This is a genomic window from Oligoflexus sp., from assembly GCF_035638955.1.
Lineage (GTDB): Bacteria > Bdellovibrionota_B > Oligoflexia > Oligoflexales > Oligoflexaceae > Oligoflexus.
On record NZ_DASQYZ010000120.1, the window covers coordinates 41,842 to 56,668 of the forward strand.

11 protein-coding genes are annotated in these 14,827 nt (G+C 53.0%); 10 read left to right on the forward strand and 1 reads right to left on the reverse strand.

Annotated features, from left to right (window positions below; translation table 11 throughout):
* The first annotated feature begins 18 nt into the window (after positions 1 to 18).
* From clpB to VE954_RS11700, 8 genes are all read left to right on the forward strand, one after another.
* Positions 19 to 2,625, forward strand: a complete 2,607-nt coding sequence (gene clpB, locus VE954_RS11665) for an ATP-dependent chaperone ClpB (protein WP_324952847.1) — start codon at positions 19 to 21, stop codon at positions 2,623 to 2,625.
* A gap of 106 nt (positions 2,626 to 2,731) precedes the next feature.
* Positions 2,732 to 3,484, forward strand: coding sequence for a uridine phosphorylase (gene udp, locus VE954_RS11670; RefSeq protein WP_324952850.1), 753 nt, complete (start codon positions 2,732 to 2,734; stop codon positions 3,482 to 3,484).
* 18 nt (positions 3,485 to 3,502) lie between these two features.
* On the forward strand, positions 3,503 to 4,375 hold the full coding sequence (locus VE954_RS11675; RefSeq protein ID WP_324952852.1) for an ABC transporter ATP-binding protein: 873 nt from the start codon (positions 3,503 to 3,505) through the stop codon (positions 4,373 to 4,375).
* Complete coding sequence (locus VE954_RS11680) at positions 4,372 to 7,953, forward strand: M1 family aminopeptidase (protein ID WP_324952854.1); 3,582 nt, start codon at positions 4,372 to 4,374, stop codon at positions 7,951 to 7,953. The genes VE954_RS11675 and VE954_RS11680 overlap by 4 nt, the downstream gene beginning before the upstream one ends.
* Positions 7,954 to 8,009: 56 nt before the next feature.
* Entirely contained in the window at positions 8,010 to 8,936 is a 927-nt protein-coding gene (locus VE954_RS11685) for a YihY/virulence factor BrkB family protein (protein ID WP_324952856.1), read from the forward strand.
* Positions 8,937 to 9,052: 116 nt separating this feature from the next.
* Positions 9,053 to 10,111, forward strand: a complete 1,059-nt coding sequence (locus VE954_RS11690) for a right-handed parallel beta-helix repeat-containing protein (RefSeq protein ID WP_324952858.1) — start codon at positions 9,053 to 9,055, stop codon at positions 10,109 to 10,111.
* Between the two features lie 8 nt (positions 10,112 to 10,119).
* A complete protein-coding gene (locus VE954_RS11695) occupies positions 10,120 to 10,728 on the forward strand; it encodes a YkgJ family cysteine cluster protein (RefSeq protein WP_324952860.1) in 609 nt (202 codons plus the stop codon).
* Positions 10,729 to 10,812: 84 nt separating this feature from the next.
* Positions 10,813 to 12,123, forward strand: a complete 1,311-nt coding sequence (locus VE954_RS11700) for an amidohydrolase family protein (RefSeq protein WP_324952862.1) — start codon at positions 10,813 to 10,815, stop codon at positions 12,121 to 12,123.
* Here VE954_RS11700 and VE954_RS11705 read toward each other — a convergent pair.
* Positions 12,120 to 12,587, reverse strand: a complete 468-nt coding sequence (locus VE954_RS11705) for a DUF421 domain-containing protein (protein ID WP_324952863.1) — start codon at positions 12,585 to 12,587, stop codon at positions 12,120 to 12,122. The two genes, VE954_RS11700 and VE954_RS11705, sit on opposite strands and share 4 nt — an antisense overlap.
* Positions 12,588 to 12,710: 123 nt before the next feature.
* Here VE954_RS11705 and VE954_RS11710 point away from each other — a divergent pair, with 123 nt between their 5' ends.
* Together VE954_RS11710 and VE954_RS11715 are read left to right on the forward strand one after the other, a co-directional pair.
* Positions 12,711 to 13,316 (forward strand): GNAT family N-acetyltransferase, encoded by a 606-nt coding sequence (locus VE954_RS11710; RefSeq protein WP_324952865.1) that lies wholly within the window; start codon positions 12,711 to 12,713, stop codon positions 13,314 to 13,316.
* An 83-nt stretch (positions 13,317 to 13,399) separates the two neighbouring features.
* Entirely contained in the window at positions 13,400 to 14,683 is a 1,284-nt protein-coding gene (locus VE954_RS11715; RefSeq protein WP_324952868.1) for an NAD(P)/FAD-dependent oxidoreductase, read from the forward strand.
* The last annotated feature ends 144 nt before the right edge of the window (positions 14,684 to 14,827 follow it).

The following is a 14,827-nucleotide window of genomic DNA, read 5'->3' on the forward strand; positions in this document are numbered from 1 at the left end:
GCAGGAAGGAGCCACATTATGGACTTCAATCGTTTCACCGAGCGGACTCAGCAAGCCATTAAAGAGGCTCAGAATTTTGCTATAGCGCAAGGGCACAGCGCCGTTGATGCAGAGCACCTTCTGAAAGCCCTTTTGGCTCAAGATAATGGAATTATTCCCAAAATAATCAATAAGTTGGACATTCCACTGGATCGCCTGGCTCACATGGTCGATCAGGAAATCCAAAAAAAGCCCCGTGTGTCGGGATCCGGCTTTGATCCGGAAAAAATATTCATCGCGCAAGCCTTATCCGCCCTGCTTGCCAGGTCCGAGCAGACGGCTAAAAAACTGAAAGATGATTACGTTTCGGTGGAGCACGTCTTTCTGGAAATCGTGCGAACCGGGGATCAAACTCCCGCTGGCCGTATTTTGCGGGAATTCAACCTGACCGAGCAACGTTTTCTTCAAGCCCTGACGGATCTGCGAGGCAATCAACGGGTGACCAGCTCCAATCCGGAAGCCACGTATGATGCTTTGAATCAGTATGGGATTGACCTCGTGGCGTCGGCACGAATTGGCAAACTGGATCCGGTCATCGGCCGCGATCAGGAGATTGCGCGCGTCATTCGTATTCTGAGCCGTAAAACCAAGAACAACCCCGTGCTCATCGGTGAGCCTGGTGTGGGTAAAACAGCGATTGCGGAAGGTCTGGCGCAAAGGATAGTGCGAGGTGATGTTCCGGAAGGCCTCAAGGACCGCAGCATTTTCTCCTTGGATATGGGCTCATTGATCGCCGGTGCCAAGTACCGGGGTGAATTTGAAGAGCGATTGAAAGCGGTTTTGAACGAAGTCAAAGCCAGCGAAGGCCGTATCATCCTCTTTATTGACGAGATTCATACCATCGTCGGTGCTGGCAAAGCCGAAGGTTCGATGGATGCAGGCAACATGTTAAAACCGATGCTGGCTCGCGGTGAGCTGCACTGTATCGGTGCCACCACGCTGGACGAGTATCGCAAGTATATTGAATCCGACGCCGCTTTGGAACGTCGCTTCCAGCCCGTTATGGTCGATCAGCCCTCAGTTGAGGATACGATTTCGATTCTGCGCGGTCTCAAGGAGCGCTTCGAAGTTTACCATGGTATCCGCATTCAGGATAACGCCCTGGTGGCTGCTGCCATGCTGTCCGATCGTTATATCACCGATCGGTTCCTGCCGGACAAGGCGATCGATTTGATCGACGAATGCGGCGCGATGATTCGCACGGAAATCGACAGTGTACCCGAGGAACTCGACAAAAAGCGTCGTAACCTCATGCGCCTCGAGATCGAGGAAGCGGCGTTGAAAAAAGAAAAGGATGCCGGCAGTAAGAAACGTCTGGAAGCTTTGCAGATGGAACTGCAGGACCTGCGCAAGGAAACCAAATTCCTTGAAGATCAGTACGAGCATGAAAAGAGTCAGATCAGGCGGGTGCAGGATATCCGTCGTGAACTGGAAACTTTGGGTATCCAGCTGCAGCAGGCCGAACGCAACTACGATCTCGATAAGGCCGCACAGTTGCGTCACGGTATGATTCCTGAAACGGAACGGCGTCTGAAAGGGGCCGAAGAGGAAGCCCGCGGCAAACGCAGCACGACTCTTCTGCGTGAAGAAGTTTCGGAAGCTGAGGTGGCCCAGGTCATCAGCCGCTGGACGGGCATTCCCTTGGAAAAATTGGTCGAAGGCGAACGCGAAAAGCTTCTGCATCTGGATGATGCCCTGCATAAGCGCGTTGTCGGTCAGGAAGAAGCGGTGCAGGCTGTTACGGATGCCATCATCCGGGCCCGGGCTCATATCAAGGATCCTAAACGTCCTATTGGTTCGTTTATTTTCCTGGGTCCGACCGGTGTGGGTAAAACCGAGCTGGCCAAGACTTTGACCCAGCAGATGTTCGATACGGCTGAAAACCTGATCCGCATCGATATGTCTGAGTACATGGAAAAGCATGCGGTGTCCCGACTGATCGGAGCCCCTCCCGGTTACGTGGGTTATGATCAGGGCGGTCAGCTCACGGAAGCCGTGCGTCGGAAGCCTTACTCGGTGGTGCTGTTTGATGAGATTGAAAAAGCGCACCCGGAAGTGTTTAACATTCTGCTGCAGCTGCTTGATGACGGTCATTTGACTGACAATCAGGGGCGTAAGGTGAACTTTAAAAATACGATCATCATCATGACGAGCAATATCGGATCCCAGGCTCTGATTGAAGGCATCCAGTCCGATGGCCACCTGAAGGAATCGGCAGTGCAAAGGGTTCATGCGGATCTGAAGGCGGCGTTCCGTCCTGAGTTCTTGAACCGGGTCGATGATATTGTTCTGTTCAAACCTCTGCAGATGCAGCAGGTCATCAAAATCGTCGAGATCATGGTGGGCGAGCTGAAAAAACGTTTGGAAGAGCAGAGCATTCGTCTCGATATCTCGCCCGAGGCCAGCGAGTTTATCGCCAAAGCCGCCTATGATCCCATCTATGGGGCACGGCCTTTGAAGCGTTATATTCAAAAGGAAGTGGAAAATAAGGTCGCTCGTCAAATCATCGCCGGGACCATTAAACCTGGGGATGCTCTGAAGATCAGGCTCAAGGATGGCCAGCTTGCCTTTGAAGCAGCAGGCTGAACGATTGAAGTGAATACGCATCTGCGCCCCCGGACTTTGGTTCGGGGGCTTTTTTTTGCCCGTGCTGCAGGCTATGATAGCCTTTTGTTTTCACCAGGAGCCCAGCATGAATGGCAAAGTGTTTCACCTTGGTCTCGACAGGGATCAGCTGCAGAATATCGACATCGCCTTCCTTCCCGGCGATCCCGGTCGCGTCCCGAAAATTGCCGGATATCTCGAAAATGCCAAGGATTTAGCCAACCATCGTGAATATCGTTCCATGCGCGGTGAGTTGAAAGGCCAACAGGTCCTGGTCTGCTCTACCGGGATTGGCGGGCCGTCCACGGCCATTTGCGTCGAGGAACTGGCCATGTTGGGTATCAAACGATTTGTGCGGATTGGAACGACGGGGGCCCTGCAGGATGCCATCAATCCCGCTGACGTGATCGTTCCCACGGCGGCTGTCAGACTTGATGGCGCATCGAGGCATCTGGCGCCTCTGGCCTATCCTGCGGTGGCCGATTTTCGCCTGGTGCAGAAACTGGTGCAAGGCATTGAACGCCATCAATACCCTTACCATCTTGGCATTTGCGCCTCGAGTGACACCTTCTATCAGGGTCAGAACCGAAATGACTCCTACAAAAAAGGCTGGGTCCATCGCGAAATCGCCGCTCAATTGCAAGAAATGAAAGAATTGTGCGTTCTGTCCTTTGAGATGGAAGTCGCGACTCTTTTTACACAGTGTGCAACCTTTGGCCTAAGTGCCGCCGCCGTGCTAGGTGTACTGGTCAACCGCAACCGCGCGGAGTTTCCCGACGCGGCCCAGCATGCCTTGATTGAAGATCGCGTAATCCGGGCAGCCTTAAGCTGCCTTGGGTAAAACAGATAGGAAGTCACCATGAGCCTCACGATTCAGAATCTATCCAAGACTTATCCGAACGGCGTGCATGCCCTGCAGGGAATTCATCTGAACATACCCACGGGCATGTTTGGCCTGCTGGGGCCCAATGGGGCCGGCAAATCCTCGCTCATGCGAACGATTGCCACGCTGCAGGATCCGGATACAGGTTCGATTTCGTTTCATGGTCTGGATGTTTTGCAGGACAAAACCGGGCTCAGGCGTCAGCTCGGCTATTTGCCGCAGGAATTCGATGTTTATCCTAAAACCTCGGCCCTGGATCTTTTGGATTATATAGCTCAGTTGAAAGGCATAGCCGACCGCAAGCAACGCAAGGACCTGGTGGAGCGGCTGCTGACCGTCACCAACCTTTATGCGGTTCGGAAAAAAGCTGTGGCCACGTATTCCGGTGGGATGAAACAGCGCTTTGGCATTGCCCAGGCTTTGATTGGTGATCCCCGACTGATCATCGTCGATGAACCCACCGCGGGCCTGGATCCCGAGGAACGCGTGCGTTTCCATAACCTTCTGGCGGAAATCAGCAGTGACGTGACCGTGATTCTGTCCACCCACATCGTGAGTGATGTGAGCGATCTTTGTCAGAACTTCGCTATAATTAATAAAGGCCTTGTGCTGGCGCAGATGACGCCCAAGGAAGCCCTGGCCGCACTACGTGGTAAAATCTGGGAAAAGCGTGTGCCTCGTGATCAGAAGCAGGACGAGTTGCCATCCCACGCGGTCTCGATGCACCTGTCCATGGGTGATCAGGTCATGCGCCTCTACGGCCACGACTGGTCGGCGGCCGGCGCCTCCCCTATTGAACCCACGCTGGAGGATTTTTACTTCGTGACGATCAAGGGGTTAACCCTATGATCCGAAGCTTCATAACCAATCTTAAAATCGAATTGACCCTTCGTAAAAAACTGATATCCACCTATGTCTATTTCCTGGTGATGTTCACCATTGCGGCTATGCTGGTGTTTTTTACCGGCGGCGGATTTAAAGGCATTAGCTTTTCACTCGGCAATTCAGCCAAAACGCTGCTGAATGGTCCCTATGTTTTGCATAACGCCTTCCTGCTGATCAGCCTCTTCGGACTGCTTTTCATCAGTCCCATTTTTGGGCAGGCCGTCTGCAAGGACTACGAAGCCAAAATCGATCAAATCGTTCTGGCCACGCCTACCCATCGCATTGGTTTTTATCTGGGGCGATTCATGGGCGCGACCCTGGTCAGTCTCTTTATCTTTTCCGGAATTGGGTTGGGTTACTTGTTCGCCACTTTTATGCCGAACCTGCAGCAATCGCTGATCGGCCCTACGCACCTGACTGATTATGTCTTACCCTATCTGACCGCACTGATTCCCAACATTGTCATCTTCGGCAGTATCTTCTTTGCCGTCGCGGCGTTGACCAAACGCATGGGCGCTGTCTATGTCATCAGTATTATTCTTTATCTCGGTTACCTCTTCTCCACGAGCTTTACCGACCGAATTGATAACAAAATGCTGCGTGGCCTGGTCGATCCCTTTGGGGCTATTGCCAGCAGTATCTTGACGGAATACTGGTCGCCGCTGGAACAGGATACCCGGCCTGTGACCTTGACCGGCGTTTACCTCTACAATCGTTTGGTCTGGCTTGGCTTCGGTCTTGTCATGCTGTGTCTGGGTCTTTTTTTTACGCAAAAAACTCTGCGCCGCAGCACAAAAATGAAAGCGGAAATATCACCCGAGATCGCTCCTGGTCTCTTGCGTTCCGCGGCCGCGCCCCTGGAATTCAGTGGATCCGCTCGCCTGCGCCTTCTGGCCCGTCAGCTCCTGTTTGAAAGTCAAGCTTCGTTTAAAAATATTTTCTTTATAAGTATTGCCTTGGCTGGCGCCATCTTTGTGCTGATGTCCGCTCAGAATGCTGGCAAAGCCTATGGAACATCCACCTATCCAGTCACCTATAATGTTCTGGAAAACTCGGTCTTTACCTTCACCATGTTCCTGACCGCTATCCTGATTTTTTATACGGGAGAACTCCTGTGGCGCGAACGCCAGCATCGCATGAATCAGATTCTGGATGCTCTGCCGCAACCCGGCTGGCTGCCACTGGTCAGTAAGTTCCTGGCTCTGCAGCTCATTATTCTAGTACTTCTGGGCCTTTCATGCTTTTTGGGTATAGCCACGCAGTTGGCCCAGGGCTATACGAAGCTGGAACTGGATCAGGTCTTTCAGGCTGTTGTGACGATCGCCTACCCGCGCTATCTGGTCCTAAGTTGCTTCTTCTTCTTTATCCATGTCGTGGTCGATAACAAGTATCTGGGTCATACGCTCTGCGTCGCGTTTCTCATCTCGCAGGGGGTCCTGCCTCTCCTCGACTTCAGCCAGGCTATTTATTTGCCCGGTCTTATCTCGATGTCGGTGGACTACTCGGATATGAACGGATTTGGACCCTTCCTGGAACGCGTGCGTGTGTATCAACTGTATTGGGGGCTCGGCGGCTTGATACTGCTGATCGGCGCCTACCTGCTTTGGCCTTATGGAACGGATTCGGCATTAGCCCTGCGCAAAAAGCTGGCCATGCATCGGCTGAGCCGACCTCTGGCTTTGGCGTCGTTGGTTATCCTGATGGCCTTCGCCGCGCAAGGTGGTTACATCTACTACAACACCCATATCCTCACGCACTATCATAGCAGCAAGGAACGGCTTCAGCTCCGCGTGGATTATGAAAAAACTTATAAGGCTGAATGGGAAAAGCGCGATCAGCTGCAATATATCGCGTCCAACGTGAGAGCGGATATTTATCCGGATGAGCCTCGCCTCAAGAGCGAAGCGTTATTCACCTTGCAAAACAAATCGTCGGTACCCATCAACCAGATTTTCCTGCATGTGCCCTTGGATGCAGATCAGTTTTCATTGAGTTTCGATCGCAAGGCTGAACTCATCAAATCGGATAAGGAACTGCGTCTTTACATTTACACGTTCCCGGAAGCCGTGGCGCCTCAAGACAAGGTGGCGATGACCTTCCAGATGAACTACGTGCCCAAGGGTTTCTCGGAACGAAACAACGAAACGCGGATCGTGGCCAACGGCACCTTTTTCAACAATGGCGACTTTTTCCCAGCGATTGGCTATGACCCGGATCGCGAAATCAGCCTCGATAAAGAGCGGGAGAAATATGGCTTGCAGCCGAAGCTTCGCGCCAACCCTATCAGTGACAAGGAAGCCCTGAATTTCACTTATATTGGCAAAAGCGGCAACTGGATCGATTTTTCGGCCACGGTTAGCACCAACGCCGATCAGATCGCCATTGCGCCCGGCTACCTCCAGAAAGAATGGACCGAAGGCAAACGCCGGTATTTTGAATACAAGATGGATAGCAAAATCCTGAACTTCTATGCCTTTCTATCGGCTCGTTATGAAGTGAAAAAGGATCGCTGGAATGATGTCGCGATCGAAGTTTATTATCAAAAAGGCCATGAATATAACCTCGACACCATGATAGCGGCCACCAAGCAAGGTCTGGACTATTTTTCAAAAGCCTTTGGGCCCTATCAGCATCGGCAGTTTCGCATCCTGGAATTCCCACGTTACGCACAGTTTGCTCAGGCGTTCCCCAATACTGTGCCCTTTTCCGAGTCGATCGGTTTTATTGCCAAAGTCGATCCTAAGGATCCCGACGATTTCAATTATCCTTTCTTTATCACTGCGCATGAACTGGCTCATCAATGGTGGGCCCATCAGGTTATTGGAGGCAACGTTCAAGGATCCCCGCTCCTCACCGAGACCCTGGCGCAGTACAGTGCCGTGATGGTTGTTGAAAAAGCCTTTGGCCGAGAAGGCGTGGAAAAGATCATGCGCTACGAAGGTCCTTCCTACCTATCGGGCCGTTCTTCCGAACCCAAGCGTGAGTGGCCCTTGGCTTTAAATGAAAATCAGCCCTACATCTATTACAACAAAGGCATTCAAGCCATGTATGCCCTCAAGGAAGTGGTGGGCGAAGAGGCTCTGAATGCCGCCATACGCAAGTTTGCTGATAAGGTGCGCTTTCAGGAGCCGCCGTTCACCACCGGCCCTGACTTTGTCGCGAGTTTGAAAGCGACTCTGGATCCGCAACACACGCCGTTGATCGATGAACTGTTCAACCAGGTCATGCTTTTCGATAATCGCATTCAAAAGCACCAAATGACAGAAAACGCGGATGGTTCGGTAACCCTCAATTTGGAAATCCTGGGCCGGAAAATCGACGTCGATGATAAGGGCGTGCAGAAGGACATCGACTTCAGTTTGGATATGGAACTCGCCGGCCGCAGCGCAGACGACAAGGTGCTGCCTGGCGAACGCCACGTGATTAAAACCGGAGTGAACAATATCCAGATTAAATTCGCTCAAAAACCAAAGTCCGTGACTCTCGACCCCGTGCATATGTGGATTGATTTGAACCGTGAGGATAACAAACTGACCCTCTGATCAGGACGTGGCATGCCTTTTGCTCTTCCATCCGCAGGAGCAAAAGGAGCTGCGACATGAAACTTCTCAATTTCAAAACCTGGAAAGACCTACTCAAAGAAACCTTTAACCTATGGCTGGACGTCAAGGCCACGCGCCTGGGCGCTGCCCTGTCTTATTATTCGGTTTTTTCTCTGGGTCCGATGCTGATCATTACTATCGCCGTGGCAGCTTTCTTCTTTGGCGATGAAGCCGCCCGTGGGGAAATATTCGCACAGTTACGCGGTATTATCGGGGACGCTGGAGCCGCCTCCGTGCAGATGCTGGTGAAAGCCTCCAGCAAGCCTGTAGCGGGCGGAATTGCCGCAGCCTCCAGTATCGTCACGCTTTTGATTGGTGCCACCGGGGTGGTGGTTCAGCTCAAGGATGCCCTGAACAGTATCTGGGGTGTTGAAGCCAAACCCGGTCACACCATCAAGGTCTTCTTTCGCAGTTATGTGATGTCCATAGCCTCCCTGCTGGGCCTGGGCTTTATTCTGGTCGTCTCGCTCATGGCATCGGCCATGCTGCAGTTTGTTGGCAACTATATGGGGGGACTGCTGCCCTTCTCTGAGGCTGTCCTGGGTTTCATCAACGCCGTGCTTTCCTTTACCATGATCAGTCTTCTGTTTGGCCTTATCTTCAAAGTTTTGCCGGACGTTGACATTCGCTGGAAAGACGTCGTCCCCGCAGCCGTGTTCACAGGGGTCATGTTCACCATAGGCAAAAGCCTCGTGGGCCTCTATCTCGGCACGCAATCCCTGGACTCGACCTATGGCGCCGCCGCCTCAGTTGTTGTGATATTGCTTTGGGTTTTTTACCTAGCCCAGGTTTTGTTTTTCGGAGCCTGCTTCAGCAAAGTTTACGCCTTGCATCAGGGTCAGCCCATCCATACGAGCAAGGACGTTCAGTTCGAAAAACCAAAAACACCGCCGCCGATGGTCACACCCGGCCTGCAGTCGTAATCCTACAGCCCGGCACCCGCCGGGCTTTTGCTTTTGGACCCCATATTTCCGCGGAAAGTTCGCCACCCTGCCACAAAATTTGCTAGCATAAGGACAGTACCAAAAGAGGAATTATCATGGGCAATCCTGGCAAAGTTCTGGTGGTCTGTCTGGTTCTTGGCTCTGGCTGTAAACTCATTTCCAGCTCCTTCCGCGGCAAGCACTCCAAAAATTCAGAAAGCGCTCCCGCTCCGGCCAGCAGCGGCGATGGCGTTGCCGAGCAGCCCAATATTCCCAAAACAGGCCCCACCGGTCCTACCGTTCCGGAAGAAGTCTTCCAGATCCCCGAACCTGCCGCCGACGTTCCTCTGGAAGGCACCGTCGTGCGCCGACCCCAGGGCGGCATCGATATCTCAGGCAATATCGCTGGCATTTGGGATAAGAAGATGAACCCCGTGTATGTGCTGGGTGACATCACGCTCAAGACAGGCAAGACCCTGGTCGTCAAGGAAGGTGTTCAGGTTTATATCGATCCGAACGCACGCTTTTATGTGGAAGGCGCCCAGCTGAAAATCGTCGGCACCGCGGCCGAGCCTGTGCTGTTCACCAGCCTTACGCCCGAACAAACGTGGCAAGGCATCCGCGTCTGCTCCGCGGCCACCTGTGACTCGGAAGTCGTGAAGGGCAAGCTTGAAATTCGCCATGCGATTTTCGAACGAGCCCGGAAAGCGGATAATAATCCCAATGACGTCACCTGGCGCCGCGGGGGTGTCTTCAATATCCGCATGTCGGAAACCGTGATCATCGAGGACACCATCTTTCAAAATAACTTTGGCCTCGAGCGCGGCGGCGCGATCGAAATCATCGCCGAAAACCCTAACATCATCTTCCGCCGCAATATGCTGCGGGATAATTCCAATGAAGGCGGTGGAGGCGCTCTGCAGATCACGCATGGACGCAATTTGAAACTGGAACAGAACACCTTCGTCAACAACACGACCAAAGCCGAAGGTGCTGGCATTGCCTTTATAGATTCCGCTGGCATTCTTCTATCCCGCAATGTTTTTGAAAATAATCGCGCCGAACAGCCTGGCGGCGCGATCTCCTGCGACGGTCACGGGGAAACGATTGCTATTGACGCCAGCAATATCTTCAAAGGCAATCTGCCGAACGACAAGCTTTGCAAGGAACAGTGAGGTCCACCGTGTCCCAGACCAAAAAAGAAATCGATGTCGCGTGGATTCCGACAGCCGAAGCCCAGATGGGCACAGCCCAAGAACCGGTCTTGATTCAATCGTTTCTGCAGCATCGGCAGTGGCTGCGCGAGCAGAAGGAAACCGCAGTCCAGACCCGATCCCTGGAAAAAATCGATCAGGTTTATCAGAATAATCCGCAAACCATCAGCTGCGCCGCCGGTTGCGCCGCATGCTGTCATGCACGCGTGGATATTTCCAAGCATGAAAAGCGTTTGATCCTGGCTCATCTCAAAACTCATAAGACACCGATTGATGCCGATCGACTGTCGATTCAGGCCAAGGCTCTCAACGAAGGAACCTGGGATCAGCTGCCCTTTGCCGTTCGCCAATGTGTCTTCCTGGATGCGAACAGTCGCTGTTCGATCTATGAAAGTCGACCCTTGCTCTGCCGTCGGTATTGCGTGACTTCCGATAAAAAGCACTGTTATGACGAGAACTGGAGTCATATCGAGCGCGTGACCAATCCCGACTCGGACGCCTTTCTTTCCGCTGTATTTACCAAATTCAAATTTGAAGCCATGCCTGTTTTTCTGAGTGAAAACCTCAGCAAAATTTAACCACCCTTCCTGCTTTCTCTCTTGCACCCTAGGTCTTCTGCCGTTAAACACATGGCAGCACCTCACCGGTCAGGAGAGAATTTCATGCGAATCAACCCCATCGTGGCGCTGCTCAGTCTTTTGTCCACCGGTTCCTTGGGGGCGCGGACCTTCATTCACGCAAAACATCTCATTGATGGTCGCTCCACGCGCATGCAGGAAAACATGACGCTGATTGTGGACGGCACGCGCATTGAAGCGGTTGAGAAGGGCTTCGTTGCCCCAGGTACGGGTGATACACTGATTGACCTCAAAAACAGTACAATCATGCCGGGATTTATGGACATGCATGTCCACCTGAGTAGCGAGTTCAGCCAGAAATCCTATTTGGAACGCTACACCTTAAATACAGCTGACTACGCTCTACAAGCTGCCGTCCATGCGGAACGCACACTGAAAGCAGGCTTCACGACGGTGCGCGATTTGGGTGATACCGACAATGTCACCCTTGCTTTACGTCGCTTCATCGATGCTGGTCAATGGCCGGGACCTCGCATCTGGGCCGCGACCAAATCGATTGCCACCACTGGCGGTCATGCCGATCCCACCAACGGTGCGCGGCGTGGGATGCTGCCGGAACCGACACCGGAAATGGGCGTCATCAATGGTCCGGATGAAGCCCGCAAGGCCGTTCGCCAACGTTACAAGGATGGGGCGGATCTGATCAAGATTACCGCAACCGGCGGTGTCTTGAGCGCAGCCAAAAGTGGGCAGAACGCACAGTTTACGCCGGACGAATTAAACGCCATCATCAGCACAGCCAAAGACTATGGCATGACCGTAGCAGCCCATGCCCATGGCGCCGACGGCATGAAACGCGCCGTCCTAGCTGGAGTGGATTCCATCGAGCATGGCACTTATATGAACGATGAGATCATGCAGCTCATGAAAAGCCGTGGCACCTTTTTCGTGCCTACCCTTGAAGCTGGCCAATGGGTCACGGAAAAGGCCAAAATCCAGGACTTTTTCCCTGAAATCGTTCGCGTCAAAGCCATCGCCATTGGCCCCAAAATTATGGATACATTCGCCCGGGCTCTCAAAGCCGGCGTTAGGATCGCGTTTGGAACGGACACGGGCGTGTCGGAACACGGACGCAATGCGGAAGAGTTTGGGTTGATGGTAAAAGCCGGTTATGCACCGATGGAAGCGATTCGATCAGCGACATGGTATGCGGCTCAACTGCTGAAGGCGGAGGATCGCCTGGGTTCCCTCGAAAAGGGCAAACTTGCCGATATCGTGGCCGTGGACGGCGATCCTCTGCAAAACATAGCTCTGCTGACCCAGGTCTCGTTCGTGATGAAAGATGGCAAGGTGATGAAGCATGAGCCCGCTGCCGCAGGTTTGAGTGTGCGCTAGGCGGGATTGGTTCCATCCTGACGAATGGCCGAGATATGCCCGGTTTCTTCGAGTACGGCCAATCGAACCTGACTTGGAGAATCGACTCCCATCCGGCGCAGAGCGGCCAGCAGTTCATCTTCCGTGAGACCTTCATCTTCCAAGGCCTCAGGCAAAATGCGACCGTGTCGAATCAAAGGTCGTGGCTGCTCGCGCACGAACCGCCGCAATTCTGGGAAACGCTGACAGAGTCGAGCCAGGAATACATGCAGGGTGAAAACAGTGATAATAAAAACGGCAGAATTCAACTTGCCATCGATCAGGACCAGGTTTTGAAGCGTGACGCCCAAGGAAATTAGGATAATCAGATCGATCGTTGTGGTCTGACCGGCAAGCCTTTTACCAGCCATGCGGACGATGAGAGTCAGGCCTATATAATAAAGACTTGATAAGCCGATTTGTTGAATGATGTCTGTGATATTCAAAGCACACTCCCCAAAAGTTCTCCGTCCTCTTGCAACGAGTTTGCCACCGCAATAAATTCCGGCTTTCGAATGTCCCTACCATGGATTACGGTTTGTCCCAGGCTCATGCCCAAGGAGTGTTTCATGTCCGCCGAATTTCCCTGCCTTATTGAACTGCCCATGCCTCTTCTGACCCCTCGCCTCACGATCCGACCGCCGCAGGCCGGTGACGGCTTGGCTTTCAACACGGCCATCAACGCCTCGCGAGAGCATCTGCGGCGCTTTTTACCTTGGGTGGACACCTCGCATCACTCGATCGAGGAAAGTGAAAACTACGCTCGTCTGCAGCACTCAAAATTCCTCAGCCGGACGGACATCATTCTGGCCATTTTCGATCGTCAAACCCACGAACTCCTTGGTGGATCAGGGTTACATCGAGTTGATTGGAGCCTGCCAAAATTTGAAATTGGCTACTGGCTCCATAAGGACGCCGTGGGCCAGGGCCTCATGAGCGAGGCGGTCAACGCCATCACCCGCTATGCTTTTCAGCAACTGCAGGCCAGGCGGGTGGAAATACGCTGTGAAACGGACAACGTGCGCAGCCGAGCGGTGGCCCAACGTCTGGGTTATGACCTGGACGGGTGTCTGCGCCAGGATCACTTTAAAACCGATAGCCAGGACTTAACCGATACATGGATCTTCTCCCGGCTCGACGTGGCCGGGTTGCCTGAGCTGCAGGTGTCCTGGTAAAAGGCCCCAGGAGCCAAGGCCTGGCCGTGTTCTTGCAAAAGCAGAGCGGCTCGGCTTTTACGACTGCGCAAGGAGGTTTTGCTATGCGTTTGAAACCAACCCGACAAGACGGCGAACGATGGGTCATCATTATTGGAGGTGGATTTGGCGGCATGAAGGCGGCCATGGAGCTTGCCAATAAGCCGAAAATTCGCGTGCTCCTGCTCGACAAGAACAACCATCATCTGTTTCAGCCTCTGCTATATCAGGTTGCCACAGCCGGTCTCAATCCTGCTGATATCGCTGTTCCCATCCGTGCGCAGTTCTCCGATGCGGCCAATGTCGAAGTGCATCTCGGCAAAGTCAAAGCCATCAATCTTGCTGAAAAATTTATTATCACCGAAAATCATGAAATCGAATACGACGATCTGATTATAGCCACTGGCACCCAGCATAATTATTTTGGGCATCCGGAATGGGAAACCTTTGCACCAGGCTTGAAAACTTTGGAGCAGGCGACGGAAATTCGACGCCGCGTTCTGTCAGCTTTTGAATTGGCGGAAAATACCTTTGATCCCGCCGTGCAAAAAGAGCTTCTGACCTTCGTTGTGGTCGGCGGCGGGCCGACCGGCGTGGAGATGGCCGGCGCCATTGCGGATATTGCGCGCACTGTTCTGGTCAAGGACTTCAAGCATATCAATCCAGCTCAGGCCCATGTGGTGTTGGTGGAAGCCAGCCCCAAAATCATGACCGCCTTTGATGAAAAACTAGCCGAGCGAGCCAAGCACGATCTCGAAGAAATGGGCGTTGAAGTTCGAACATCATCCATGGTGCAGAATATCAATGCCGAGGGTGTGCAGATCGCTGATCAATTTTTACGCGCGCGCACGGTGATCTGGGGCGCTGGTGTGAAAGCGGCTCCTTTGCAATTCATCCCGGAAATTCCAATCGATAAAGCCGGTCGGGTCAAGGTGCAAAAGGATCTCAGCATCCCCTCGTATCCTGGTGTCTATGTCGTCGGTGATATGGCTTCCCTGGAACTATCGCCCGGACAATTTCTGCCAGGCCTGGCACCGGCCGCCATGCAAGCTGGTCGTCACGCGGCTCGAAATATTCTTCGGGCTCAGGCCGGCAAGCCGCTCCAGGACTTTGTCTACAAGGACAAAGGCCAGATGGCCACCATCGGCAAACATCGCGCGATCGCACAAGCCGGCAAGCTGCGCATGACCGGTTTTATTGCCTGGATGGCCTGGCTCTTTGTTCATGTTTTTTATCTGGTCACCTTCCGCAATCGCCTTTCCGTCATGACGCAATGGGCGTGGAGTTACACCTTTTCCAAGCGGGGCGCACGCCTGATTACGCAGCAGGAATGGAAGCTCAGTACCTGAAGCACAATCAGGAGGGGGAGGATTCGCAAAGCGACAACTCTGTCCTCCAACCCATTCATCGCCTAACTGACATACCTTGAATTACTGATGTTCGAGCGCGGTCTGCTTTTTGCAACAATCTTGTTAAAGTCCGCTATCGGGCTT

Excerpts from the sequence above, each read along its gene's own strand:
- clpB (WP_324952847.1), top strand. The coding sequence starts at position 19 with ATGGACTTCAATCGTTTCACCGAGCGGACTCAGCAAGCCATTAAAGAG.
- VE954_RS11700 (WP_324952862.1), top strand. The coding sequence starts at position 10,813 with ATGCGAATCAACCCCATCGTGGCGCTGCTCAGTCTTTTGTCCACCGGT.
- VE954_RS11685 (WP_324952856.1), top strand. The coding sequence starts at position 8,010 with ATGAAACTTCTCAATTTCAAAACCTGGAAAGACCTACTCAAAGAAACC.
- VE954_RS11680 (WP_324952854.1), top strand. The coding sequence starts at position 4,372 with ATGATCCGAAGCTTCATAACCAATCTTAAAATCGAATTGACCCTTCGT.
- VE954_RS11690 (WP_324952858.1), top strand. The coding sequence starts at position 9,053 with ATGGGCAATCCTGGCAAAGTTCTGGTGGTCTGTCTGGTTCTTGGCTCT.
- VE954_RS11675 (WP_324952852.1), top strand. The coding sequence starts at position 3,503 with ATGAGCCTCACGATTCAGAATCTATCCAAGACTTATCCGAACGGCGTG.
- udp (WP_324952850.1), top strand. The coding sequence starts at position 2,732 with ATGAATGGCAAAGTGTTTCACCTTGGTCTCGACAGGGATCAGCTGCAG.
- VE954_RS11715 (WP_324952868.1), top strand. The coding sequence starts at position 13,400 with ATGCGTTTGAAACCAACCCGACAAGACGGCGAACGATGGGTCATCATT.
- VE954_RS11710 (WP_324952865.1), top strand. The coding sequence starts at position 12,711 with ATGTCCGCCGAATTTCCCTGCCTTATTGAACTGCCCATGCCTCTTCTG.